Origin of the sequence: Leptospira fluminis, from assembly GCF_004771275.1 — a bacterium.
In the GTDB taxonomy this organism is placed as follows: domain Bacteria; phylum Spirochaetota; class Leptospiria; order Leptospirales; family Leptospiraceae; genus Leptospira_B; species Leptospira_B fluminis.
This window is the reverse complement of the sequence record NZ_RQEV01000018.1, coordinates 19,644-42,247: the sequence shown is the minus strand read 5'-3', so window position 1 is coordinate 42,247 and position 22,604 is coordinate 19,644. Positions and strand designations below refer to the sequence as shown.

Annotated in this window: 23 protein-coding genes and 2 tRNA genes; 8 read left to right on the top strand and 17 right to left on the bottom strand. The window is 48.3% G+C overall.

The genetic code is table 11. The annotated features are described in order from the left end of the window. Window positions 1-3: 3 nt before the first annotated feature. The 6 genes from leuC to EHO61_RS16585 all read right to left on the bottom strand — a co-directional run bounded on the left by leuC (window position 4) and on the right by EHO61_RS16585 (window position 6,097). Window positions 4-1,401 carry a 3-isopropylmalate dehydratase large subunit gene (gene leuC, locus EHO61_RS16610; RefSeq protein ID WP_135814689.1) on the bottom strand — a complete coding sequence of 466 codons (1,398 nt, stop codon included), beginning with the start codon at window positions 1,399-1,401 and terminating at the stop codon, window positions 4-6. Window positions 1,402-1,560: 159 nt separating this feature from the next. Next, window positions 1,561-3,012 carry an FHA domain-containing protein gene (locus EHO61_RS16605; protein ID WP_135814688.1) on the bottom strand — a complete coding sequence of 484 codons (1,452 nt, stop codon included), beginning with the start codon at window positions 3,010-3,012 and terminating at the stop codon, window positions 1,561-1,563. Window positions 3,013-3,016: 4 nt separating this feature from the next. Next, on the bottom strand, window positions 3,017-3,814 hold the full coding sequence (locus tag EHO61_RS16600) for an ATP-binding cassette domain-containing protein (RefSeq protein ID WP_135814687.1): 798 nt from the start codon (window positions 3,812-3,814) through the stop codon (window positions 3,017-3,019). Between the two features lie 9 nt (window positions 3,815-3,823). Continuing rightward, window positions 3,824-4,411, bottom strand: a complete 588-nt coding sequence (gene gmhA / locus EHO61_RS16595; RefSeq protein WP_135814686.1) for a D-sedoheptulose 7-phosphate isomerase — start codon at window positions 4,409-4,411, stop codon at window positions 3,824-3,826. A gap of 3 nt (window positions 4,412-4,414) precedes the next feature. Further along, a complete protein-coding gene (locus tag EHO61_RS16590; protein ID WP_135814685.1) occupies window positions 4,415-5,203 on the bottom strand; it encodes an LBBP_01157 family protein in 789 nt (262 codons plus the stop codon). Beyond that, window positions 5,204-6,097 (bottom strand): glycosyltransferase family 2 protein, encoded by an 894-nt coding sequence (locus EHO61_RS16585; protein WP_135814684.1) that lies wholly within the window; start codon window positions 6,095-6,097, stop codon window positions 5,204-5,206. Window positions 6,098-6,204: 107 nt separating this feature from the next. Here EHO61_RS16585 and EHO61_RS16580 point away from each other — a divergent pair, with 107 nt between their 5' ends. Further along, window positions 6,205-8,193 (top strand): O-antigen ligase family protein, encoded by a 1,989-nt coding sequence (locus EHO61_RS16580; protein ID WP_135814776.1) that lies wholly within the window; start codon window positions 6,205-6,207, stop codon window positions 8,191-8,193. Between the two features lie 14 nt (window positions 8,194-8,207). Here the strand turns inward: EHO61_RS16580 and EHO61_RS16575 are convergent. The 3 genes from EHO61_RS16575 to guaA form a co-directional block, all read right to left on the bottom strand. Continuing rightward, window positions 8,208-8,294: transfer RNA gene (locus EHO61_RS16575), tRNA-Leu, on the bottom strand. A gap of 46 nt (window positions 8,295-8,340) precedes the next feature. Next, window positions 8,341-8,411: transfer RNA gene (locus EHO61_RS16570), tRNA-Cys, on the bottom strand. A 56-nt stretch (window positions 8,412-8,467) separates the two neighbouring features. Further along, window positions 8,468-10,282 carry a glutamine-hydrolyzing GMP synthase gene (guaA, locus tag EHO61_RS16565; protein ID WP_135814683.1) on the bottom strand — a complete coding sequence of 605 codons (1,815 nt, stop codon included), beginning with the start codon at window positions 10,280-10,282 and terminating at the stop codon, window positions 8,468-8,470. Window positions 10,283-10,362: 80 nt separating this feature from the next. Between guaA and queF the strand changes: the two genes are divergently transcribed. Together queF and EHO61_RS16555 are read left to right on the top strand one after the other, a co-directional pair. Beyond that, a complete protein-coding gene (gene queF / locus EHO61_RS16560; RefSeq protein WP_135814682.1) occupies window positions 10,363-10,782 on the top strand; it encodes a preQ(1) synthase in 420 nt (139 codons plus the stop codon). 2 nt (window positions 10,783-10,784) lie between these two features. Continuing rightward, window positions 10,785-11,054: a SemiSWEET transporter gene (locus EHO61_RS16555; protein ID WP_135814681.1), complete on the top strand. Its 270-nt coding sequence runs from the start codon at window positions 10,785-10,787 to the stop codon at window positions 11,052-11,054. A 68-nt stretch (window positions 11,055-11,122) separates the two neighbouring features. Here the strand turns inward: EHO61_RS16555 and lsa33 are convergent, their stop codons facing one another. Beyond that, window positions 11,123-12,052, bottom strand: coding sequence for a surface adhesin Lsa33 (gene lsa33 / locus EHO61_RS16550; RefSeq protein ID WP_135814680.1), 930 nt, complete (start codon window positions 12,050-12,052; stop codon window positions 11,123-11,125). Between the two features lie 271 nt (window positions 12,053-12,323). On the opposite strand from lsa33, the gene EHO61_RS16545 reads away from it, so the two are divergent. Beyond that, window positions 12,324-12,548 (top strand): ferredoxin, encoded by a 225-nt coding sequence (locus EHO61_RS16545; protein ID WP_135766227.1) that lies wholly within the window; start codon window positions 12,324-12,326, stop codon window positions 12,546-12,548. 58 nt (window positions 12,549-12,606) lie between these two features. On the opposite strand, the gene fliM is transcribed toward EHO61_RS16545, so the two are convergent. The 6 genes from fliM to EHO61_RS16515 all read right to left on the bottom strand — a co-directional run bounded on the left by fliM (window position 12,607) and on the right by EHO61_RS16515 (window position 18,116). Further along, window positions 12,607-13,632, bottom strand: a complete 1,026-nt coding sequence (gene fliM / locus EHO61_RS16540) for a flagellar motor switch protein FliM (protein WP_135814679.1) — start codon at window positions 13,630-13,632, stop codon at window positions 12,607-12,609. Continuing rightward, window positions 13,629-14,615 carry a hypothetical protein gene (locus EHO61_RS16535; protein WP_135814678.1) on the bottom strand — a complete coding sequence of 329 codons (987 nt, stop codon included), beginning with the start codon at window positions 14,613-14,615 and terminating at the stop codon, window positions 13,629-13,631. The genes fliM and EHO61_RS16535 overlap by 4 nt, the downstream gene beginning before the upstream one ends. Before the next feature lie 161 nt (window positions 14,616-14,776). After that, complete coding sequence (locus tag EHO61_RS16530; protein ID WP_135814677.1) at window positions 14,777-15,385, bottom strand: hypothetical protein; 609 nt, start codon at window positions 15,383-15,385, stop codon at window positions 14,777-14,779. Further along, on the bottom strand, window positions 15,382-16,254 hold the full coding sequence (locus tag EHO61_RS16525; protein ID WP_135814676.1) for a peptidylprolyl isomerase: 873 nt from the start codon (window positions 16,252-16,254) through the stop codon (window positions 15,382-15,384). The genes EHO61_RS16530 and EHO61_RS16525 overlap by 4 nt, the downstream gene beginning before the upstream one ends. Next, complete coding sequence (gene argH / locus EHO61_RS16520; protein ID WP_135814675.1) at window positions 16,251-17,672, bottom strand: argininosuccinate lyase; 1,422 nt, start codon at window positions 17,670-17,672, stop codon at window positions 16,251-16,253. Before argH ends, EHO61_RS16525 begins: the two co-directional genes overlap by 4 nt. Before the next feature lie 9 nt (window positions 17,673-17,681). Next, the gene (locus tag EHO61_RS16515; protein WP_135814674.1) at window positions 17,682-18,116 is read right to left on the bottom strand and encodes a heme-binding domain-containing protein; all 435 of its coding nucleotides are present in this window, start codon (window positions 18,114-18,116) and stop codon (window positions 17,682-17,684) included. A gap of 68 nt (window positions 18,117-18,184) precedes the next feature. On the opposite strand from EHO61_RS16515, the gene EHO61_RS16510 reads away from it, so the two are divergent. From EHO61_RS16510 to EHO61_RS16500, 3 genes are read left to right on the top strand one after another with little or no spacing between them, the layout of a single operon-like run. Next, window positions 18,185-18,661, top strand: coding sequence for an NfeD family protein (locus EHO61_RS16510; protein ID WP_425460362.1), 477 nt, complete (start codon window positions 18,185-18,187; stop codon window positions 18,659-18,661). Window positions 18,662-18,702: 41 nt separating this feature from the next. Beyond that, window positions 18,703-19,629: an SPFH domain-containing protein gene (locus EHO61_RS16505; protein ID WP_135814672.1), complete on the top strand. Its 927-nt coding sequence runs from the start codon at window positions 18,703-18,705 to the stop codon at window positions 19,627-19,629. A gap of 8 nt (window positions 19,630-19,637) precedes the next feature. After that, window positions 19,638-20,567: an SPFH domain-containing protein gene (locus tag EHO61_RS16500; RefSeq protein ID WP_135814671.1), complete on the top strand. Its 930-nt coding sequence runs from the start codon at window positions 19,638-19,640 to the stop codon at window positions 20,565-20,567. Window positions 20,568-20,637: 70 nt separating this feature from the next. On the opposite strand, the gene fliN is transcribed toward EHO61_RS16500, so the two are convergent. Next, window positions 20,638-21,165 (bottom strand): flagellar motor switch protein FliN, encoded by a 528-nt coding sequence (fliN, locus tag EHO61_RS16495; protein ID WP_135814670.1) that lies wholly within the window; start codon window positions 21,163-21,165, stop codon window positions 20,638-20,640. Between the two features lie 82 nt (window positions 21,166-21,247). Here fliN and EHO61_RS16490 point away from each other — a divergent pair, with 82 nt between their 5' ends. After that, window positions 21,248-22,543 (top strand): ATP-binding protein, encoded by a 1,296-nt coding sequence (locus EHO61_RS16490; protein WP_210415359.1) that lies wholly within the window; start codon window positions 21,248-21,250, stop codon window positions 22,541-22,543. Window positions 22,544-22,604: the final 61 nt, after the last annotated feature.

The following is a 22,604-nucleotide window of genomic DNA, read 5'->3' as shown; positions in this document are numbered from 1 at the left end:
CCTTTATTTCCAGTTTCGAATGTCTACGAAATGACCCTCGACCGCAGCCGCAGCCGCCATCGCAGGTCCGACCAAATGCGTACGCCCGCCTTTTCCTTGTCTACCTTCGAAGTTTCGGTTAGAAGTGGACGCGCATCTGTCTCCCGGCTCCAAAACGTCGTCGTTCATGGCAAGACACATGGAGCATCCCGGCAGCCTCCATTCGAATCCCGCTTCCAGAAAGATTTTATCCAGTCCTTCCTGTTCCGCTTGGCGTTTGACCCTTCCGGATCCGGGGACCACGATGGCTTGGACTTTCTGGGAAACCTTCTTTCCTTTTACGGTAGCTGCGGCGATGCGAAGGTCCTCGATTCTGGAATTGGTACAGGAACCTATAAATACCTTATTTATACCGACATCCTGGATCTTCTGGCCGGGCTTCAGATCCATGTATTTCAGCGCGGACTCGATGCTGATTTTTTCTACGGGGTCCAAGGCGTTTTTAGGGTCCGGAATTTCTCCCGTTATCGGAACCACCTGCCCGGGAGACGTTCCCCAAGTGACTTGCGGCGCGATTTCTTCCGCTTTGAGCACAACGGAGACGTCGAACTTGGCTCCCTCGTCCGTGACGTACCTCTTCCAGCGCTGCAAAGCCAGATCCCATTCCTTTCCTTTTGGGGAAAAATCTCTATCCTTCAGATACTGAAACGTGATTTCGTCCGGGGCGATGAGTCCGGCTCTTGCTCCCGCCTCGATGGACATATTGCAGATCGTCATCCTAGCTTCCATACTCAACGTGGAAATTGCGGACCCGCGGTATTCGATCACAAAACCGGTGGCTCCTCCGGTTCCGATCTTTCCGATCACCACCAAAATAATGTCTTTCGCAGTGACGTGAGGAGAAAGTTTTCCGTCGACCCGGATCTCCATGGTCTTTGCCCTTCTCTGCAAAAGGGTCTGAGTCGCCAGGACGTGCTCCACTTCCGAGGTGCCGATTCCGAACGCGAGAGCGCCAAAGGCTCCGTGCGTGGACGTGTGGGAATCCCCGCAGACGATGGTCATTCCGGGATGAGTCAATCCCATTTCCGGAGCAATGACATGAATGATCCCCTGGTCCGGGTGATTGATATCGTAGAGAGTGATTCCGTTTTCTTCGCAATTTTTCATCAGAGTTCTCATCTGAGTTGCGGAAACCGGATCTGCGGAATCAAGGTTTCGGATCCGAGTGGAAACATTATGGTCCATCGTGGCGAAAGTGGCATCCGGTCTCCGTACGCTTCTCCCCGTCATCCGCAATCCTTCGAAGGCTTGGGGACTCGTAACCTCGTGTATCAGATGCCTGTCTATATAGATCAGATAAGACCCGCCTTCCAGTTCTCCGACCAAATGGTCTTCCCAGATTTTCTCAAACATCGTCTTCATATGATCGCCTGTCCTATAAGGAAAAATAAATTCGTTTCTAGTTTAGACTCCCGATCGGAAAACGAGGGAGTTCGGGGTTCGCCGGCCGGTAAGGCTACACCTCCATGCTAAAAAGGAGGCCTTTTTCGTAAAGAAGGAATGAATCAGGCGGCTACGGACTTATTTTCCCCGAAATACCAGTAAGGCTTTACCGATCCCGATTTCGTCGAAGTCGTACAGGATTCTGGGCCTCAGCACCTTTTTCCCGTTCAGATACGTTCCCGATTCGGAAACCAAATCGTACAGAATAAATCTGTTCTTTACCCTTCTGATCCTGGCGTGACTGCCGCTCACTCCCTGTTCGTACAAAACCAAGTCGGCCAGTTCCGAGTTTCCGAGAACGGTTTGGCTCTTTTGCAAAGAGTATTGTTTTCCCGGATGCCTTCCCTCTTTCAGAATCAAAGTAGCTTTTTCGTACACCTCGCCGTCCTCGAATTCCCTTACCGCGACGGGGGTCAATCTGTCCGTCTGGATCCGATTGTCTTCCGAATACATCAATTGGTACTGATCCCCATACATTTTTCTGTACGCGTCCTGCTCGTCGTCCAGAGTGTGCAACCTCTCTTCCGCAATCGATCCGGCATGGGACGGACTCCGCTTGTCGCTTCGTTTCAAAACGAATAGAAAGGCGACCATCGTAACGATGAGTAAGAAACCGACGGTAGGGAGAAAAATTCTAGGATGGAGAAGGAAGAGAATCGACCTGGTCGTCCAAGGCAGAGAGTAGTCGTAAAGGATCTTTCCGAAATTTCTAGTCTCCAATTCCACATGGACCTTGTCCTCGCTTCCCCAGTTCCAATCTTCTCCGAACGGAGAATCGTATCTGACCGTCCAAGGTTTTTTGCGGAAGAATTCGATATCGGTCAGCACGCGACTTAAGGAATCGGTCCGTTGGATGGAATAAAAGAAACCTCCGTATGTCTCCGCAAGTCTCGCCGTCCCTTCCGAAGGGTTTCCTAGAATATTCAGAGGGTTGTCTCGAAGATATCCTCCCCTACGCGCTTCTTGGGACGGCTGGAATTCCCGATCGAAAAAAACGAGAAGGAGGTAATCCCGCTTTCCTATATGAGGAGAAATCTTCTGAAAAACGTAATCCAAGTTGGAGGAAGTATTTTGGTTCGTCTTTCCGCCGGGAAGTTTCGCCTCCTTCAGAGCTTCGGCTTTACTCAGATCCGATTTCGGCAAAAACACATCATCCGTAAAAAAGACGAAACTGAAACGGTCCTCTTCTCCGGACGCTTGGACGATTCGCTTCAGGATTTCGGTTCCCTGCACGTTGGAATCGAAGGAATCGGACATTTGGACCAACAAATGCAGGTGGATGGGTCTGGTTCCTTCTTCCTGAAAGATTTCCGGCTCTAGCACCCTCCTCACTCTGGAATCCTTTCGTTCTCTTAAGACAAGGATCTCTCTTTCCGGAGAGGATTTGCGGTTTTCCTTAATTTTGAGCGCTACTTTCGGATAGGAAGAAACGTTTCCTTCTTCCAAAACGATCCCCTTACTTTCCGCATAGGAAGCGGAAAAGGAAGAAAGAAAACAGGAGAGAAGAATGATCCGTAAAATGACTCTCATCGATCTAAGCAGAGTATGGGGGAAAGGAGTCTATTTCAAACAGTTTTCTTGCGTATTCGGTTTTTGGGGCCCAGGTCGAAAAAGAACGCGAAAGCGTCTCCACAAGACGCCCTCGTTTCAACACGCTAATCGTATCCGCAAAATCAGATACGGAACCCAGGTCATGGCTGATGAATACCAGACTCCTCTCTTTCTGTCGGACCAATCCGGACAAAAGGTCCAGAATTTCCCTGCCGGTGATCGGATCCAGAGCGGATGTCGGTTCGTCCGCTAGAATCAATTCCGCATTCGAATAAAGCGAAAGTAATACTAGAATTCTCTGCCTTTCCCCTCCGGAGAGAGAATGGGGATGAGCCTCCCAAGCCGATTCCGGATCGGAAAGTCCTATTTTTTTGAACAGCTCCAGGCAAATTTGGCGATCGGAAAGTTCGGGCTGGAGTACGGAAAAGTATTCCAATACTTGGGAAGAAATCTTTCGATACGGATGGAAACCTGATGCCGGACTTTGAGGAATGAGGCTGATCCGTTTTCCCCTCCACTCCTTCCATTTTTCACCGGACGCAGAACCCTGCATTTTTTCTCCGAAAAGAAAAAATTCCTCCCACGAAGCGTCCAAATTCCGATCCAATAGTCCCAACAGAAAATTCGCGAGAGTGGTTTTTCCGCTTCCGGACTCTCCGATCACCGCGTGAATTTCCCCTTTTCGTATCCTGAAATCGCAGCGATCCAAAAGAGAACCGGATCCGGAACGAACGGTCAACCCGGTAATGACCACTGCATCTTCCGAATTATGAGCCGCCAAATCCGCTTCCTAATGCAACTGAAACAGTTCCGACTCCACGATGGAGCACAGGATATGTCCGATGAGAATATGCGATTCTTGGATGCGAGCCGTTTCTCCGCTCGGAACGATTAAGTCCAAATCGCTTTTCCCCTTGAGTTTCCCTCCGTCTCCCCCCAAAAAACAGATCGTTTTCATTCCGAGAGTTTTGGCCTTCTCCACGGCGGAGATCACGTTTTTGGAATTCCCGCTGGTAGAAATCCCTACGAGCAAGTCCCCTTCTTTTCCAAACGCTTCCACCTGTCTGGCAAAAACTTCCTCGTATCCGTAATCGTTCCCGCCGGCGGTCATCACTGCCGAATCTGCCGAAAGAGAAATCGCAGGAAGCGCTCTCCTTTCGTTTCCGGATTTGTATCGAACCACCAATTCTGCGGCGATATGGGAAGCGTCGCAAGAAGAACCCCCGTTTCCGCAAAAAAGAACCAGATTTCCTTTTTGAAGCGTCTCAGCCAATAGTTGGCCGGATTTTACGATTTCAGGAAGCAGATGATCCAGAACCGCCTGCTTTGTAGCGATGGAGGATTGGATTTGTTTCACCGCAATTTCTTTTAGATCCATACTTTATATCTTCTCTCTTTTGGACCGAATTCGATTCAAAACGGATTCCAATTCCCGTTTTGCTGAATCAAATTCATATAAGGAAAGATTTTCGGAGTGAGGAAAATCCCTGTTTCCGCTTACGTTTAAGAAATACAATTCCTTTGAAACCATTTCCTGCACTCTTACAGCGGAGTTCTTACGGAAAAAATCCTCGAATTCCTTTCCCAAAAACACCAATAAAACCGCTAATACATTCGGTCTCAAATGGATGATCACCTGCTGGCTCCAGATCGGTTCCCAAGCAAGGATCTCCTTCCAAGAATCGGAGGATTTGCGAAGGTCCGGTTCTTCCTGCATAACCGACCAGGATTCCTCGTCCCAATCTGGGGTTTTCACACCGGAAAGAATTCCCTTGAGATTCTTTTGGTCGGAGGAAAGGATTCGGTTCAAATCGGCTTCCCCTAAAAATACGACTCCATTTACTTTTCCATTTTGCTCGTTCAAATAATTTCCCGTTACGAATAGAATGGAATATTCTCTGCCCGACTTTTCCTTTCCCTCCAATCGAAACAGATGCCGGTTGTTCTTGGTCAATTTCAAGGCGGTCGATTCGAAGATCGTTCCGCTCGGCTTTTTACGGGTCAGAAAGAACCGGTCCACTTTCTCCCTCAGGTCTTTCAATTCCCAGGTGTATCCTCGACTTTCCCGAACTGCAGGCTCCCCGGAAAAATCTTGTTCCGAGGGCTTTTTTTTCCAGAACAGAAATCGATTCCAAAAAGAACCTTTCGTTTTTTTTTGCCCGTTAGACATCTAGGCCCCGTAATCCTCTCGGAGGTTCGAAGGTCTCTGTATCAATTTACCGCTAAGTTCGTAAATTTTGGCTTCCTTTAAAAAAGTGGAGTAAGCCGAAGAAACCGCGATCGCAAACCCCGGAAATCCGTCCAGAAATCCGAGCTTAAAAAGATAAATTTCCCAAAATTTTACGAAAGGTTTATAGATCGTACGCAGTAGTCGGAACGTCTTCCCTTTCCGAAATCTAGTCCAAGCTACGATGGAAGAGAATTTATTGATCGTGTCCACTTGGTGGGACAAATCGCGAAAACTATAATGTAAAATATCTCCGGAAATTTTTTTTCCCTTCCCGTCGACGACTAGATAGTCGTGAGGATTCTCTCCGGTCCAGCTCGCTTTGGATTTGCGAAAGATCCTGTATTTCGTCTGAGGATACCAACCGGAAAAACGGATGAATCTTCCCATGTGAAAGGTAAGCCTAGCCGCTCTTAATCCATCTAGGGATCCGTCCTCGGGACTCTCCAAAAAAACACGGAGGGATTCCTTCAGTTCATCGCTCAGTCTTTCGTCCGCGTCTAAAGAAAGAATCCATTCGTTTTTACAAAGGGCGATCGCGTCGTTTTTCTGTTCCACATGTCCGCGAAATTTTTGGGAATGGAATTTCACCTCGGGGAAGGATCTACTGATTTCCTCCGTCTTGTCCGTACTATTCGAATCCAAGACGACAATCTCCTCGGCGATATCTCGGCAAGAACGGATGCAATCTCCGATATTCCTTTCTTCGTTGTACGTGATGATCGCTACGGAAAGGTGTTTATTGAATCTGGGGTGGGAAGATACAAGCGTTACCGGATTTGATTTCTTCCTTTTTTTGCTCGTCGATCGGGAGGATTCTATTTTTTTTTCGGACATATAATCGGGCGAAAGTCCTGCGGATTTCCGTCGGGATCCCAGGATAAGAGCTTTTCTTTCCTTGTCAGCGGTTTTTTATGGAATCCGGCCGGGCCAACTCCCCTTCTATGAAGATCGAATCGTTTTCCTTAGACCGTATAGAATCCGGAACTCTTTCCAGATTGTCGGAAAAAGGGTCCTTCTATTCCCTTCTCTTTTTACTCATTACCTTCCCTTTATCGGTTTCCGTCTCGCAAATATTTGCGGGCCTTGCGGTTTTCCTTTTCCTCGCGGCCGGGCCGGCAGTCTGGAAAAAAAGTCGCCCGTTTCTGCTTCCTTTCGCTCTGATTTTAGGCGCCTATTTCTTAGTATTCCTTTCCTCGGCTTGGCATTCGGACGAGAGCGGAGATTTCTGGAAGAATTTCGCAAGGCAATCCGAAGCCGGGGACTTTTGGCTCTGCCTGGTGTTTCCCGTCGGAGCCGCGCACGCAACTGAGGAATCGAATTCCAGTAAGATCGGAAGATTCATTTGGATTTCCTTCTTTCTGCTTCTGCTCTCGGGACTGATTTCCATATTCAGCGAATACCGTCTCGGGAAATTTATTTCCAACGGTTTTAAATATGCTCCCGGCGACAGGAAACAACATCCGGCGGGGCTCCTACTCGGGATCCTGAGTTATCTTCCGATCGGATTGATGAATACTCATCTCACGTACGGAGGCTTATTGTCGCTGTACGTTCCCGGTCTAGCCGCTGGTTTCTTCGCTTCCATCCGACGGAAATCCGGTTTCAGGATCGGGTTTTACGGAATCCTTTTCTTAGTTGCATCCTGGTTATTTTTATTGAACCAAAGCAAATCCGCCTGGTTAGGAGTCGGCTTCGTTTGCGTTTATCTTTTGCTTCGATTTATGCTACGAGGAAAAATCGGACTTTCTTCCCGTAACGTCGCCGTTGCGGGCCTTGCAGTCTGTATTCTTTTCGCGTGTATAGGCTTCAGCTTCAAATATCTCTATGAGACGAATTGGCTCTTTCACAGAACCGTTTCCCAAGTTTTAGAAGTGCAGACTCCGGAAAACCAGAGATATTGGATTTACAAAAACAGCCTCCCCTTACTAGAAAAAACCTATGCTATAGGAGTGGGGGGAGGAAAATTCAAATCCGCCCATCGTAACCTTTCCGACCGGTCGGTCCGGGAACAGGAACAGCTATGGTACGAATTGGAGATAACTCCGAATAGCCACGCCCATAACGATATACTGCATTTTGCGGTCGTAGGAGGATGGGCTTCAGCACTATCGCTCCTACTCTTTTTTATATTCATTTTCCGTGATATAAACCCTTCTCCCGGAGACCGGGAAACTCTTTCTCCTATCGGAGTCGGGTCTCTTTGGGTGGCCGGATTTTTTCAATGTTATCTTTTGGACGACGAGGTCGCCTTGCCCTTTTACGCGTTGTCCGGAATCCTGATCGGAAGCCGTAGATCCCAAGAAAAAGCCGGATTTCGGTTTACTGCGCTTCTCCTCGTTCTGCCGTTCCTACTCAACGCCTGCTTCTGGATCTGGCGATTGCGGACTCCTCCGACCCAGGCATATTCCAGACAAATCCGTACGGAGAATCCCGATTACGGGAAATTATTGGAAAAACGGATTCTTCCTTTTCGCTCCGAAGCCACGATTCGGCAGAATCGAATCCTGGAAAAAGTTCAGATTCCGAACCGTTGGGCCGAAATGCCTTTTCAAATCGAAGGATGTCTGACGCACAGATGGCCTAATCCACCTTCTCCTAGGAAGGGTCCGTTTCGGATCGGAATATACCTTTCTCCGAATGCCGAGAATCCGCCTAAGCAAGCCTCTGTTACCGTAGTAAGCCGGGAGTCTTTCGACGAAGACCAATTGTACTGGTCCCAAGCGCAGGTAGAACTCGGCTCCGAGAGAATCACTCTGAAATCCGGATGGAATTCTTTTCTTTGGAAGGAGACGATTCCTTTTACTTCTTCTCCCAAGTTTCCAACGGGAGTTTTTTTCCGAGATTTTAAGATTGTATGGGAAGGATTTCGGAAGGACAAAGATGTGGATCTTCCTGCCTTCGACTTCGGCGACCTTTGCGATTACGAATGACCGAAAAGGATTCTTGGTACCTGGAGCGGGACTTGAACCCGCACGAGCGTGAACTCACAGGATTTTAAGTCCTGGGTGTCTACCGATTCCACCATCCAGGCGTCATAGGAGTCAGTTTCGCTGACATCCGACGATTCGCGAACTAAAAGGCGTCGCCCGGATTCGAACCGGGGATCAAGCTTTTGCAGAGCCATGCCTTACCACTTGGCCACGACGCCGTTATGAGGTATAATTTCGTCGAGGGGCAAGGTGTCAATAGAAATCTATTTTATCGCTATTCCCATTCGATCGTGCCGGGAGGCTTATTGGTAAGATCGAAAAATACGTATCGAATTTTCGGAATTCCTAGCAACTTAGATTCCAATTCCCGTAATACATTCCGGTCCAAAGGAAAGAAACTCGCAGTCATGGCTTCCTGGGAATGAACAGGTCGAAGAACGATACTCCTTTCTTCCGCAGCCTTTCCTACCGGTAAAAGAACCACCGGCATTTGCCAGATCTCGCCGTAGATTCCCGCGGATCTGAGAACCGATTCGACAACCGCATCCGCTTCGCGCAAAAGATCCGAATCTTTCCGATCGAGATCCAACGGCTGGAAAAGAAAGGAAGCATCTTTTACGGAAACGTTTTCCGGTCCCACAAAAAGAGTCACTCGATTGATATGAGAACTTCGATTCGTGATGGCGGTCGATACGCGATTCCAGTCTTCCCATTCCTTCTCTCCGGAAAGAACCGCACAGTACGCGTAGGATCTCCTGTCCCCTTTTACTCCCACGGAAGCGACAGGCAAAATGCTTCCCGCCACTCCGGAAAAATCCGCAAGGATTTCATCCAATTCGGTCTCGGCTTCCCGAATAATTTCGCGTTTTTGGGAAATCATTCGGACAACCAGACCAGGTCCGGGAAAAGGATGGCGCAATGTCCATTCCTTCGGAAGTCCGAGAACGGTTCCGAGCTCCCGAACCTCGTCCTTATAGAGATCCTTGATCGGCTCCACCACTTTCCCTTCTTCCATCAATTTTTGTATGGCTTCCACACGATTGTGGTGGGTCTTGATCGTATGAGAATGTTTCGTCCCGCCGCTTTCGATTGTATCGGGATAAATCGTTCCTTGTCCTAAAATCCATTCTTCAGAGTTCAGCCCCAATTCCCTGGCGCAATCCTCTTGTGCCTCCAAGAATAGATTTCCCACGATCTTTCTTTTCTCTTCCGGATCTTTCTTTCCTTTTAACCTGGAATAAAAGAGCTCAGAAGAATCATGAACGTGCAAATGGATTCCCTGAACAGTCAAGTTTTCTCGGAGGTGCAAGACCTCGTCCTTCCGCATAAAGCCGGTATCGATTAGTACGCCTTTGACCCGGTCTCGTCCGAGCGCCTTCGTAAGAAGGAGATAAGAAACGGTGGAGTCCACTCCGCCGGAAACGAGCAAAAAGACCTTTTTGTCCTTCGGGATCGTATCTTTCAGTTCTTCCAGTTTGAGCGCCAAGTATTGGGTGAGATCCCAGGTATTCTCCGCTCCGCAAATCCGGATAAAATTCCGTAATAACTCGTTTCCTTTTTGGGTATGGGTCACTTCGGGATGGAATTGGATTCCGAATCTATGAGCGGAGACGTTTTCGACCACCGCATATTTGCAGTCCGAAGAGGAAGCGGTCGCTTGAAAACCTTCCGGCAAACGAACCACTTCATCCCCGTGGCTCATCCAAACCACTTCCCCGCCGGAATAACCCTGCAACAATTCGGATCCGTTCCGGGAAAATAGGTCCAATGATGCCTGTCCGTATTCCGCAGTGCCCGCCTTTCGAACCTCTCCTCCCAAAAGCTTCATCATCAGTTGGTGCCCGTAGCAGATCCCTAAAATCGGAATGCCGAGATCGAAAATTTTTTCGGAAATGGAGGGAGATCCCGGCTCGTACACGCTCTCCGGGCCTCCGGATAGAACCAATCCGGATAATTTCGCATAAGAATCCGCGGGTTCTTCGTTGGAAAGAATTTCGGAATAGGCTCCCAGTCTACGGATACGGGAAGCGATCAAGTGTGCGTATTGGCCGCCGAAATCGACGATACCTATGACTTTTCGTTGGTTCATGGCGAGCGTTCCGAGTCCCTGCTTTGTAAAAGGATTCCCAGGGAAAAGTTCCGGAAAACTCTGGTTTCAGAGGAGGACGAATGGACGACCGACAGCAAGAAACAGGAGCTTCTTCCTACGAAGGAAGGCAGGAACACATTCCTACTCTGAAACTTCCCGATATAGAATCTTTCGCCAATGTGTACGAAGGTAAGGATTACACAATCGATTTTACCATACCGGAATTCACCGCGGTATGCCCTAAGACCGGATTGCCGGATTTCGGTACGATAGAGATTTCCTACGTACCTTCGGACAGATGTGTGGAACTGAAATCGTTAAAAGAATACATTCTCGCTTACCGCAATTTGGGGATCTTTCACGAAAACGTGGTCAACCGCATATTGGAGGACCTTATAAAATCCGTCCGTCCGAAATACGCAAGAGTACGAGGCGATTACAATCTTAGGGGCGGAATCAAGACCGTGGTCACGCGGGAATTCCGATCGGAGGCGGACTAGAAATGGAGCCGACGAGCTGGATCGGATACACCGCCTCCTTACTGACAACGATTTCCTTTCTTCCCCAAGTGATCAAAGTTTTGATCGAAAGAAAGACCCGCGACATCTCGCGGAATATGTATCTGGTATTGACCGTGGGGTTAGGGTTCTGGCTGGCTTACGGAATCCTTAAAGAGGATTTACCGATCATCTTGGCGAATACTTTCACCCTGATTTTCACTACGGTGATCCTCTATTTCAAACTGAAGGAGAAAGAACCGGAGGAAAATTGACTTCTTCCGAATCGAAAAACGCCGGGACGCACCCCGGCGTTTTTTCTCGAGCGAGATTCCGAAAAAACTTATTTCGGAAGCGCTTGGTCTTTCAAGGACTTACGCTGGTTTTCCAAATCCTTTTTGGCGTCGTCCATGGAAGACTTCACTTTTTCCTTTTCTTCCTGTCCGGATTTACGGATAGCTTCCCGCTCTTCCTTGCCCGCATTTTTCGTATCTTCCAAAAGTTTACGGTTTTCCTCTTTTGCGCCTTCGATCAATTCGCGGTTTCTTTGTTTCTGATCTTCCATTCCCTGAAGGATCAAAGCTTTATTTTCCTGGAAGTCTTTCAGGATTTCCTGGATACGCGCTCTCTGTTCCTCCGTAACGGATTGGATCGTGGCGGAATCGTTTTCCAGTTCCGCTTTTTCCGCATCCGTCAAATTCCCTTCCGTAAGATCCTTTCCGTCGGAACTGACTTTCTCTCCCGCGTCGGCCGTAGCTTGTTTTGTTGGATCGTCGGCGTCCGTAACGGAAACGGATCCGTTGGATACGAGCGTATGTGCCGATTTACCGTTATCTTCCACCTGAAAGTCTGTGCCGCGAACGGAAGCCACTACCGTAGGAGTGGTGACGTTGAACTGGCTTGTCTTTCCTAGTTTGGTGGACACTTTGGAAAAGATCTTTCCTTTATTCATGTTCAGGTCCGCGAACATTTCTCCGTTCTTGGAATCTACGAAGATTTTTTTCAGGATCAGAGAGGTGTTTTCTTTGATCCGAATCACTACCCCGTCGGTAAGCTGTAAATCGGCATAAGAATCCTTACCGGTTTCGATACGATCTTCCGGCATAAGAAAGGAATCCGGAGTGGAGGGCTTTTCCTTTCCGGCTTTGTCGAAAAGTTTTACGCTCCCTTTTGCAAAAGTGATTACCCCACCTTGCAGATCTTCCTTGGCCTTGCGACAGTCGATAAAACCTATCGACACTGCGAGAATACAAACGATAGTAATCCGTTTCATTGAATTTAGTTCTCTCCCTTAGGAAATTGCTTTCCAGGAAGAATATAGAAGAAATAAATTTCGTCCACATTTTTCCTCTTTAAACCTTTCAAGCAAACCTGCATGTCTTTCCGGAATCTCTCGAAATGAAAATCGTATCGCTTTCCGCAATCGGAGCCCGGTCCTCGATTTCCCGGGAAAATCGTTTGCCGTCCAGACCGGGGCTCGAAACTGTAGTGAAAGAAGCCGTTTTCCGCAAGCAGTCAGGAAACTTTCGAGGAGAATCTAGCGTATGGCACAGACGAAAATAGCCTATGTAGACAAGGACAACTGCACTTCCTGTAACCAATGTGCGGACAATCTACCCAAATACTTTCAAATGGACGACAACGATACGTCCGAAACCCATATCGGAGGAGAATCCATAAACCAGGCTCCGATTCCGGAAGAAGAATGGAAAATCGTCCAGAAAGAAATGGATGAATGTCCCGGAGAGTGCATTCATTGGAAAAAATAATCCGAACGATCGAAAGGCTCTGTTCGGAGAAAAGCGGGTCGTAAGGCCCGCTTTTTTTTTAATATTCCTGTTCGGAACGGGTGGATCCCAACAATTCGTCGGGAATGTCTTCCACCCTGTCTCCGATCTGGATCGCGAGACGGTTTCCGACTCGCCCGGGGAGGCACTTGAATTTCTTCCGTTCCCCTACCTTGACCAGCATATCTGAGCGAGTCGTGGTATTTTCCAGCTTCACCACGTCTCCCACGTTCAAATTCATAAAGTCCAAAATCGAGATGTCCACGGATCCCACCTCGGCGATCACTGGAATCTGAACCTGATCCAACCGCTCCTGAATGATGGAACGGTTTTCGTCCAGCTCTCCTTTTCGGATGGAAGAATACCAGTATTGGGCGGAAAGTTTATTGATGATCGGCTCGATCGTGATGTAAGGAATACAAAGGTTCGTCAGCCCTTCCACTTCCCCGATTTTGGTCTCGAGATTGATCAAAACCACCATGTCGTTCGGAGGAACCACCTGGGCGAATTGCGGATTGGTTTCTATGTTTCCCAATCTGGGGCGAAGGTCGATCACGGTAGACCAAGCCTCACGCATGTTTCCCAAAATACGGACGATGATCCCCTCCATAACGCTCATCTCGATCTCGGAGAGTTCCCGGGAGATCTTGGCGGTCTCTCCCTTTCCTCCGAAAAGCCGATCGATGATCGTAAAAGAAATCGAAGGATCGATCTCCAAAATCGCCGAACCCCGCAAAGGGTCCATGTTGATCACCGCCAAAGTCGTGGGGTTGGGAATCGAACGGATAAACTCCTCGTAGGTAAGCTGGTCCACTGCCGCAACGTGAACGTGAACGAGAGCCCGGAGCTGAGCGGAAAGTCCCGTCGTCGCGAGACGAGCAAATGTCTCGTGCATCATCTGCAGGGTCCGGATCTGGTCCTTGGAAAATTTGTCGGGACGCTTGAAGTCGTAGATCTTGACCTTTTTTTGTTCACCGACCGAGGAGTATTCGTCTTCACTGACTTCCCCGCTGGAGATCGCGTTTAAGAGCGCGTCGATTTCGTCTTGCGATAAAATTTCGGTCATTTCCGCACCTTAGCTATAAGATTGGCGACTTTCCAAAAAGCTCCGGTTTCCTCCGGAACTCTTCGAAGAGTATATTCGTATTCATAACGGACGGGGATCTTATTCAACCTTCGTTCCACCGCGACTTTGACCTTCGATAGGTTCGGATTTATCTTTTCCACTCCGAGGATCTTATAATATTGTAGCATGCCCGCGCGGTTTTCCATCAAGAATTTACGGAACTCTTCCAGGATGAAGTCCTTTTCCGACTCTTCGGACTGAACCCATTCCCTGGAAAAACGATCATACGCTTGCACGTATTCCGGAAAATCGATCCATTTGAAATGAAGCTTCCAATTTCCTTTCTTTTCCGCACCCAAGAACAAATGGATCACCTCTTCCGGTTCCATTCCGTCGGATACCGGATCCTGGTACGGGATGCCTGGTAGAACCCAATCTTTCCTTCTCTCTTCGATAGAGAAATACGGATGATTCTCCGACCGGATGAAATGATCCCGGTATTCGGAAATATTCGGGTAAAAATACGCAGTGACGAAATATTTTCGTCCGGTCTCCAGCTGGTACAACCTATCCAGACGTATTTCCTTGGAAAAGGTTTCGTCCTTGTGGAGAATGATCTCCTTTACTTCGTCTCCGACCAGATTTTCGACCCTGTTCCTTCTTTTAAGGATCGGATCTCCCGAAATTTCCTCTTCCTGTCTGGAGACGGTCCGACCATCCTCATCCCTCACGACCACTTGAAAAGAACGGAGATCTTTTCCGTACGGAAAGATCCGTAGTACTTCGTTACCGGTGTTCCGAACGGAAACATGAACCTTGACCGGCTCGTTTTCCCGGTATTGTATTTTAGGTAATTTTAAATCTACGATTCCTTGTTGGCGCAGATAATTTTCGGAGACCTCTCCCCTAGCGTCCCTTTTGGGGAAGGCAAACGCCGACTGTGCAAGAAAAAGCAGTAAGGTTCCGATTTGCCAAATCTTCATTCCGTTCAACCCAGGTTTTAAAGAGAACTTAGAAAGGCCATCGGGCGAAAAATTCGATCCTGAGCCTATGGTTCTCTTAGTTCTTTCGGCAGAAACCGGCAAAAACTCAGGAAAAATACGAGGATTCGGAGGAAATTACGTCTCAAAACGACGGAGCGGAATCAAGTCCCCGCATCTTCGATGATAAAATCCGCGATACGATTCAGACGTTTTAAGGTAGGCTGCAATTTTCCATATTCCTGGTAACAATCCCGCATCTTATCCAATAAAGGGTAAATCAGACCTGCGGTCTTCGGAGAGATGTACAGGCTGAAAATATTCGCCTCGGAAAGTTTCTCCGCGGAATCCAGACTCTCGAAAAAACGGTTCAATTCTTTGATCAAGGATTCGTCGACCAAATCGTTTCTTTCGAAGATTCCTTCCGCTTTCAGAATATAATCCATCAAGGTCTGCTTTAACTTGACCTCGTCCTCCGTCGGACGACGCTTTCCCGTTGTCATGGCATTCACCTTACTGTATTTGGCCATGGATTCTTCGTAGACTTGATTTAGGGATTGCCTGGTCTTTTGGGAGGCGCGAAAGAATTTGGCGATCGTCACGAAGTCGACAGGAACGTCCTCTCTCGCCTTCGTTTCCTTAACGATGGTCGCCTCCTCCTTTTCCCCGAGCGAAATCTCCGCGAGCGCTTCCAGCACCTTCGCAGTTCCTTTAGAATTGCTTATTTCCTTTGCGAACAGGAAATAGATTTTTTTTTCCCCGTCCGAACTCATGGAGCAGTCGCTCTCCGATCCACTACGAGTATTTTGCGGATCGAGGATTTGGAATTTCCGGAAGCCACGATCCGATCGGCAACTTCGCCGCCCCGAACAAGCTGACCGAAAACGGTGTGCAAACCGTCCAAATGAGGGGTATCCACCAGATTGATGAAAAACTGGGAGCCGTTCGTATTCGGCCCTGCATTCGCCATTGCAAGGGCTCCCTTTACCGCACGATGACTATTTAAAACTTCGTTGTATCGATATCCCAAGCGATATAGGATTTCCATTACCGACAATCCCTTGGCTTGTTCCAGGTTTTTTTCGAATTCCTCTTTTTTATCCTCGAATTCCCTCATGCTCTTGATTCCCATTTCCTGAACGACCACCCTTTGCAATTGTCCGGTATAATAGGGAAGCTGGCCTACCCTCAGCTTGTCCAAGCCCAAAGATTTTGCGTCGATTTCATCCTCGAATCTGTATCCGGGTCCTCCGGTACCGTCTCCGTTCGGACAGCCTCCCTGGATCATGAAATTTTCGATCACACGATGAAATGTCAGACCGTCGTAAAAAGGCTTCTTTTGTTTTTGTCCGTTGCGGGCGGTGAATTCCTTTTCCCCTTGAGCAAGATCGATAAAGTTCTGTACGGTTTTAGGAGCATCCTTGTCGAACAATTCCAGAACCATATCCCCCTGAGTGGTCTGGATGACCGCATAGAGAGCAGGTTTATCCGGCAGTCCCAGATAATTCTGGTCCATCCGGTGCACCACGACCGGACTTTGCGTGTAGGGTTCCGGACGGTATTTTTGCTCGGAATAGGGATTATTTTTGCATTCGATCGAAATACCGATCAAGCAGAGTGCCAAGAAAAAGTTGCGATTCATTCTTTCGTCCTAGAAGAGGTTTTTAAAGATTCCGATGCTATTTTCAATTGTTCGATCTGTCTGGCCTTAGCCGTTCCTCCGAAACTATTCTTTTTATCCGCCGATAATTCCAGCGAGACGGCCCGATCATATTCTTTTCCCGTAAAAAAAGGAGAAATCGCGGATCGGGCTTGTTCGGAGATAGTAAACAGGGTCTCCCCCTTTTCGCCGCATTCCGAGACCAGTCTGCCAACCAACTCGTGCGCCGTTCGGAACGGAACCCCTTTTTCTCCCACCAAAAAATCCGCCAGATCCGTAGCGGTCGCGAAACCCTCCTTCAGGGAACGCTCTCCTCGAGAAGGGCGAAATTCGAGTTCTCGGATCATCTCCTCCAATCCCTCCAGGCTGATCAAAAGGGTTTCCACACAATCGAACAACGCCAACTTATCTTCCTGCAAATCCCGATTGTAAGTGAGGGGAAGCCCTTTTAGCAATACCGCCATATGATTCAGATTGCCGATCGTTCGAGCCGCTTTTCCTCGGATCAACTCCGCTATGTCCGGATTTTTTTTCTGGGGCATAATAGAAGAGCCTGTAGTAAGTCCGTCCGGTAGTCGGACGAGGCCGAATTCTTGCGAGGAATACAGAATGAGATCCTCGCAAAGTCTAGACGCGTGGATCATACATTGTGTTCCGGCAAACAGAAACTGGAGGAGATGATCTCTGCCGCTCACGGCATCCATACTGTTCGGGGAAATCCTAGGAACTCCCAACTCGGAAGCGAGGAACTCCCGATCATTCGAATAATTGACTCCGGCCATCGCGCCGGAACCCAGCACAAGCTCGTCGTTGGTGGAAGCCGCGAATTGGAAAAAATCCCTATCCCGGGTAAACATCCAAAAATAGGCCAATAAAAAATGGGACGCCCGGACCGGTTGAGCCACTTGCAAATGAGTATACCCGGGAATGATAGTATCGATATTCCGTTCCGCCTGGAGGTACAAGGACTCTCGTAAGGAGTCCAGTCGGTCCAGGACTTCCAGAATCCGATTTCGGATGTACAATCGAACGTCTTGGGCCACCTGATCGTTACGGGAACGACCGGTATGCAATTTCTTTCCCACCTCGCCTTCCAGTTCGGTCAAGCGGGCTTCCACATGCATGTGAATGTCTTCCAACTCCGAACGAAAAACGAATTCGCCGGAATCGATTTCGGATTCGATCGTATTTAAACCGTTTAGGATCTTTTGCAATTCTTCCCGGCTCAAAATTCCGATTTTATGAAGCATCTTCGCGTGAGCGCGACTGCCTTCCAAATCCTCTTTGTACAATTTTCGGTCAAAGGAAATGGACTCGCCTATCCGTTCCAGAATGGACGCAGCCTCCCCCTTAAACCTTCCCCCCCAGAGTTTCTCTTTTTGATTCTTCTTTTCTGACACGGATCGATCTCACTTTTCGGTGTAGGACTGCAACCAGTCTTTCAATGTCTCCAGTTCTTCCTTGTCCAGTTTTGCTTCCGAATGCAAAAGAACGTATTCTTTAGGAGGCATTTCCCCGTCTTCTATTTCTTCCAGAATCTTTTCCGCCAAATCCGCTTGTTCGCTCCGCTTCATTCCCTCCCAGTCGGAAAAATTCAATTCATCCTTTCCTTCCTGCACATGTCTGATCAAATACAGGGAAACCGGAAAAATTCGGGAATACCAGGGCCATTTGACCAGATCCGAATGGCAGTCGTAGCAGGCCTTACGAAAAATCTTTTTGACGCTTTCTTCCGATTGGATTTCCTTAGCATTCTTCCCCGAAGGAAACTGCAACGGGATAAACTGCAATCCTGCAAACAGGACAAGGGATCCGATTCCTATGCGAATCAAGATTCTTTTCATGGGTTTCCTGCTATCCTAGTGAAGGGAAGGGATTTTGGAAATAGAATTTTAACGTTTCCTCGGACCAAATCATGGACTTTCTACAGAACGGTATCGGAAATTCGACTCTCTGGATCCTAGCGGGAATAACTCTGATGATCGGCGAGCTATTTATTCCGGGAACCTTCGTGGTGTTTTTAGGAATCTCGGCGGTCTTGGTGGGAATTCTCTCCTATTTTTTGGATTGGAACATTTGGATCCAATTCGCGCTTTGGGCGACGCTTTCCGGAATTTTGATTCTGATCGGAGGCGCCACCCTTAGAAAATTCTTTCCCTCCAGAACCGAAAAATCCCCTCTCTCTCCGGAAGAAGGTCCCGGCAGAATCGTTTCCGTCACAAAAGATATTTTGGTGGAAAGAAAGGGTGGAAGAATTTTATTCCAAGGAACAGAATGGGACGCCATAAGCAAAACTAGGCGCATCCCTTCCGGTAGGAAGGCGGAAATCATCGAGCGGGAAAATCTAACGTTTATCGTGAAGCCCGTGGAATTTCCGGAAGAAACGTAAAGGCTCAATCCATAAAAAAATACGGGAGGTCGGAAAACGAAATGTTTTACTTTACCTTATTTGTCATAGCTGCGATCTACTTGGTTCGAAAGACTTTCATCATCGTTCCTCAAAACTATAGTTTTTTGGTCGAGAGGTTGGGAGTATTTCGGGGAGCGTTACCGGCCGGACTCCATTTTTTGATTCCGCTCATCGACCAGGTCCGGTACCGGCAAAACCAGAAAGAGATCGCAATGGAGATTCCCCCTCAGACCTGTATCACCAAGGATAACGTATCCATTCTGGTGGACGGAATTCTATATCTCAGGGTCGTGGATCCGTATAAAGCTTCGTATGAAATCGAAAATTTCAGAAGCGCTACGGTGCAATTGGCGCAAACCACCTTGCGTTCCGAAATCGGAAAATTGGTTTTAGACCATACCTTTTCCGAGAGAGACGACATCAATTCTCACGTAGTCCGGGCGCTGGACGAGGCGACGGACCCTTGGGGAATCAAGGTGACCCGTTACGAGATTAAAAATATTTCTCCTCCTAAGGAAATCCTGCATGAAATGGAAGAGCAGGTAAAAGCGGAACGAGTCAAGCGGGCCGAAATCACGATTTCCGAAGGGGAAAAAATCGCCCGAATCAACCGTTCTATGGGAGAAAGGCAGGAAGCCATCAATCTTTCGGAAGGGGAAAAAACTAGAAAGGTAAACGAGGCGGAAGGTAAGGCAAAAGAGATCGAATTGATCGCCACCGCTAAAGCCAAGGGAATCCAACTGATTTCGGACGCCGCCGGCCAACAAGGAGGCGAGGAGGCGATTCATCTTCAAATCACGGAGGATTATCTTACGGGATTGGGAGAAGTTTTCGAAAAATCAAAGACGACCGTTCTTCCGATCGAGGTAGCGGGAATTACCGGCTTTTTCGAAGGGATTTCCAAAGTAACGAACCAATTGCCGAAAACGGGCAGTACGAAGGGGTAATTCGAAACATGGAAGACATTCTGAAAATCTTTACCGGAATTTTCTGGTTCGCATTCACTCTCTACCTTGCGTATAAGATTTATCGTTCCATCCGGATCGTTTCGGCCCAGGAATGCATCATCGTAGAACGATTGGGAAGATACAACCGAACCCTTCATGCTGGATTCCACCTCTTGGTTCCGTTCATCGACGAGGATTCCTATTATCATACTCTGAAAGAGCAGGCGATAGACGTACCACCTCAAACCTGCATCACAAAGGACAACGTAAAGGTGGAAATGGACGGAATCCTATATTTGCGCGTATTGGATCCCCAAAAGGCCAGTTACGGAATCGACGATTATCAATTCGCCGTCACCCAGTTGGTACAGACCACGATGCGCGCAATTATCGGCACCATGGACATGGACACTACCTTCGAAACCAGGGAAGTGATCAACAGCAAGATTCTGGAAGTATTGGACCAGGCAGGCGAACCTTGGGGAGTCCGAGTCAACCGATATGAAATCGTGAATATTACTCCCCCCAAATCCGTCATCGAAGCGATGGAAAGAGAAAAGAAAGCGCAGATCACCAAAAAAGCGCAGATTTCCCTTTCCGAAGGAGACAGGGATTCCAGGATCAATCGTTCTTTGGGAGTGAAAGAAGAGGCGATCAACAAATCGGAAGGGGAAAAGCAGAAGAGAATCAACGAAGCGGAAGGTGCCGCCAAGGAGATAGAATCCATTACGACTGCAACGGCAAAGGGAATCACCCTCCTCGCCTCTTCTATCCAGAATAAAGGCGGAAAAGAAGCCGCACAATTCAGGATCGCTCAACGTTTCATAAAAGAGGTGGAAAAACTCGGCAAGGAAGGAACGAACCTAGTCCTGCCTTTGGACCTTTCTAATTTCTCTTCCGTAATGAAGTCCGTACTAGGAAAAGAACCGAAGCCTTGAAAGAAAGACGGAGCCGTCCATATGGCGGTTCCGTTTCTAGCGAATTCGGATTTCTCTACCGGAAACTCACTTACATCATCCTCCGATCCGGATGTACGATCTCCGTGATCCGGATCCCGTAATAGTCGTCCAAAACGACGAGCTTTCCCTTCCCCACAAGCTTTCCGTTCGCGAGAATGTCCAAATCCTCTCCTACCGCATTGTCCAATTCCACTACCGCGCCCTCGCTCAGAGCCAGCACGTCCTTGATGTACATGTTCGTGCGTCCCAATTCCACCGTTAAGGCCACGTTCACATCTAGGAGAAGATTCAAGTTGGCGGTGTTGGAAGAAGAGGAAGCCCTGGAACTGGGTTTAGGAGGTGCCGGTGTGGAAGAAGGCCCTAGAGCGGCCGCAATGTCCGCAAAGGAAGGTGCACCTGCCCCTCCACCCCCTCCCGATGATCCGGAAGCTCCCGCATCCCCGCCCAAAAGGGAATCCAGCTCTCCACTTAGGTTAAAATCGGCGGACCCGCCTTCCCCGCCTCCGGATGCAGCGCCGCCGCCGCCTCCGGTAAGAAGTGCATCGATATCGTCCTGGGAAAGAGATCCTTCACCCATAAGGGGGTTGCCTCCAAGGGGTATTTCTATTTTCTTCGACAGTACCGAAGGATATTACAAGATAAATTCTTCCGGAGAAACCATGAAACCCGAAGATTCCCACCACAACGGCGGCAAAAACACAGGAACTCATCTGGATTTTAGTCGTGCCAAAGAGCTTTTGCTCAAAGAACTCCTCTCTTCCGGAGTGGCGGAAAGGGAACTTCCCTCCTTTCTCCCGGACAAAAAAGATCTCAAAGTGGAATTTCCCATTCCTCCGATCGAAAAGTCCCAATTATTAGATTGCCTGCAAATCGTAAAAAATCACGTAGAAAATCTGCGGATCCACACCTTCGAGCCCGGGTATTATTGTCTCCAGGCCCTGAACGAAAATCTTTTCGAAACAAGAAACATCTTAGATAACGCTAAATTTCGATTTTATTCCGGAAGAACCCAAAATCGCGTAGAAATCACGAAAAAGGGAGACTTTTCTCGAGAGGAAATTTTTGCGGCGATCGATCTCTTCCGGTATTTGCGCCAATCAAAAAGGGAATCCGTGCAGAATCCCAAGGAACTTCTTTTACGCCTGGGAATCGAGGTCTACGAGCCGGAAGAGGCCAAGAAAAAAGGGGACTGGATGACCTTTGATGCCATCGCCGGCTACGAGGACGTAAAACGACAGATTCTGGAATCCATCATTCTTCCTTTAAAATCTCCGGAAACATTCCGGCAAGTGGCCGAATTGACCCGTAAATTTCCGGGAAGAACCAAACCCAGAGCGGTTTTGCTAGAAGGGGAACCCGGTGTAGGCAAGACTTCCATGGCCAAGGTGGTCTCCTGTATGACGAACATTCCCCTGGTATATGTTCCTGTAGAATCCATCCTCAGTAAATATTACGGAGAAAGCGCCCAAAATATGGCCTACGTATTCGACGCCGCAGCCCTTTTTCCCTCTTGCCTGCTCTTCCTAGACGAGATCGACTCCCTAGCCGGTTCCCGTGACGACGGTCTATTCGAAGCCACAAGAAACATCCTTTCCGTCCTATTACGGAAATTGGATGGGTTTGACGGGGGACAAAAATCGGTAACTTTGGGTGCCACAAACCGAAAACAGGATCTAGACAGAGCCCTATTGTCCCGATTCGATCGTTCCATTTACTTCCCCTTGCCGAATCTAGAGGAAAGAAGCTCGATTTTGGGAAATTATGCGATCCACCTAACCGAAAAGGAAAGAATCCTGCTTTCCGAAAAATTAGAGGGTAAATCCGGGCGGGACATACGCGATTTTTGCGACTTTACGGAACGTAGGTGGACTGCCCGATTGATCGAAAAAGGATTGAAGCCCCTTCCCCCACCGTATGAACTGTATTTGGAAATCAGTTCTAAAACGGGAAAATAACCGTTTTCCTCCATGAAAAAAGGTTATCTTCCGATTCAATCTGGAGTCTATTTTTCCGATA

Excerpts from the sequence above, each read along its gene's own strand:
- leuC (WP_135814689.1), bottom strand. The coding sequence starts at position 1,401 with ATGAAGACGATGTTTGAGAAAATCTGGGAAGACCATTTGGTCGGAGAA.
- EHO61_RS16605 (WP_135814688.1), bottom strand. The coding sequence starts at position 3,012 with ATGAGAGTCATTTTACGGATCATTCTTCTCTCCTGTTTTCTTTCTTCC.
- gmhA (WP_135814686.1), bottom strand. The coding sequence starts at position 4,411 with ATGGATCTAAAAGAAATTGCGGTGAAACAAATCCAATCCTCCATCGCT.
- EHO61_RS16590 (WP_135814685.1), bottom strand. The coding sequence starts at position 5,203 with ATGTCTAACGGGCAAAAAAAAACGAAAGGTTCTTTTTGGAATCGATTT.
- EHO61_RS16585 (WP_135814684.1), bottom strand. The coding sequence starts at position 6,097 with ATGTCCGAAAAAAAAATAGAATCCTCCCGATCGACGAGCAAAAAAAGG.
- EHO61_RS16580 (WP_135814776.1), top strand. The coding sequence starts at position 6,205 with ATGAAGATCGAATCGTTTTCCTTAGACCGTATAGAATCCGGAACTCTT.
- guaA (WP_135814683.1), bottom strand. The coding sequence starts at position 10,282 with ATGAACCAACGAAAAGTCATAGGTATCGTCGATTTCGGCGGCCAATAC.
- queF (WP_135814682.1), top strand. The coding sequence starts at position 10,363 with ATGGACGACCGACAGCAAGAAACAGGAGCTTCTTCCTACGAAGGAAGG.
- EHO61_RS16555 (WP_135814681.1), top strand. The coding sequence starts at position 10,785 with ATGGAGCCGACGAGCTGGATCGGATACACCGCCTCCTTACTGACAACG.
- lsa33 (WP_135814680.1), bottom strand. The coding sequence starts at position 12,052 with ATGAAACGGATTACTATCGTTTGTATTCTCGCAGTGTCGATAGGTTTT.
- EHO61_RS16545 (WP_135766227.1), top strand. The coding sequence starts at position 12,324 with ATGGCACAGACGAAAATAGCCTATGTAGACAAGGACAACTGCACTTCC.
- fliM (WP_135814679.1), bottom strand. The coding sequence starts at position 13,632 with ATGACCGAAATTTTATCGCAAGACGAAATCGACGCGCTCTTAAACGCG.
- EHO61_RS16535 (WP_135814678.1), bottom strand. The coding sequence starts at position 14,615 with ATGAAGATTTGGCAAATCGGAACCTTACTGCTTTTTCTTGCACAGTCG.
- EHO61_RS16530 (WP_135814677.1), bottom strand. The coding sequence starts at position 15,385 with ATGAGTTCGGACGGGGAAAAAAAAATCTATTTCCTGTTCGCAAAGGAA.
- EHO61_RS16525 (WP_135814676.1), bottom strand. The coding sequence starts at position 16,254 with ATGAATCGCAACTTTTTCTTGGCACTCTGCTTGATCGGTATTTCGATC.
- EHO61_RS16515 (WP_135814674.1), bottom strand. The coding sequence starts at position 18,116 with ATGAAAAGAATCTTGATTCGCATAGGAATCGGATCCCTTGTCCTGTTT.
- EHO61_RS16505 (WP_135814672.1), top strand. The coding sequence starts at position 18,703 with ATGTTTTACTTTACCTTATTTGTCATAGCTGCGATCTACTTGGTTCGA.
- EHO61_RS16500 (WP_135814671.1), top strand. The coding sequence starts at position 19,638 with ATGGAAGACATTCTGAAAATCTTTACCGGAATTTTCTGGTTCGCATTC.
- fliN (WP_135814670.1), bottom strand. The coding sequence starts at position 21,165 with ATGGGTGAAGGATCTCTTTCCCAGGACGATATCGATGCACTTCTTACC.
- EHO61_RS16490 (WP_210415359.1), top strand. The coding sequence starts at position 21,248 with ATGAAACCCGAAGATTCCCACCACAACGGCGGCAAAAACACAGGAACT.